Consider the following 241-nt stretch of genomic DNA (forward strand, 5'->3'; position numbering starts at 1 on the left):
GGACCTACGATTACACCGTTGGTATTCGGGCCGTGACATCAATCGACGGTATGACCGCCGACTTTGCACGTATTCCATGGGATGTCTTACAAAAGATCTCAGTGCGGATCGTCAATGAAGTCGATCACGTTAACCGCATCGTGTACGATGTTACGAGTAAGCCACCTTCGACAATTGAATGGGAATAGAAAATCATATAAAAATGAATCGTAATATTGATTTAACAGTATTTGTGAGCTTA

Annotated in this window: 1 protein-coding gene; it reads left to right on the forward strand. The window is 42.3% G+C overall.

Features of this window, described 5'->3' with window-relative positions:
- The coding region (locus tag HMPREF0549_RS09045; RefSeq protein ID WP_003718005.1) for a GMP synthase (glutamine-hydrolyzing) at window positions 1-188 on the forward strand (188 nt) is incomplete at its 5' end.
- Between the last annotated feature and the right edge of the window lie 53 nt (window positions 189-241).

This window comes from Limosilactobacillus vaginalis DSM 5837 = ATCC 49540 (assembly GCF_000159435.1).
GTDB lineage: Bacteria > Bacillota > Bacilli > Lactobacillales > Lactobacillaceae > Limosilactobacillus > Limosilactobacillus vaginalis.